This window comes from Massilia sp. LXY-6, from assembly GCF_051233485.1.
GTDB lineage: Bacteria > Pseudomonadota > Gammaproteobacteria > Burkholderiales > Burkholderiaceae_D > Telluria.
Genome location: NZ_JBKFGF010000117.1, coordinates 1 through 259, shown reverse-complemented (window position 1 = coordinate 259; position 259 = coordinate 1). Strand labels below are relative to the sequence as shown.

Genomic DNA, 259 nt, shown 5'->3' with positions numbered 1-259 from the left:
GGGGCAGCGTGCCAGCCGGGCTGACGTTGCCGGCAGCATCGGTGACGGTTGCCGAAACGGAGATCACTTCGCTACCAGTGAAGACACCAGTCTTGGCGGTGTAGGTATCCACACCGGCTGCGGTGGTCTTGGCGAACTGGTCCAACGTCGCACCGGTCAGGGTGACCACTGCTCCTTCAGTGACGCTGAAGCCGTTGTCGTAGCCGGTTGCACCAGCCAGGTGGTTGATCGCTACCGTCGGTGCAGTCGTGTCGATCGG

Annotated in this window: 1 protein-coding gene; it reads right to left on the bottom strand. The window is 62.9% G+C overall.

Annotation, left to right across the window (positions count from 1 at the left end; all coding sequences use genetic code 11):
* A partial coding sequence (locus ACI48D_RS26070) for a hypothetical protein (RefSeq protein WP_435574143.1) occupies positions 1 to 259 on the bottom strand: 259 nt, incomplete at both ends.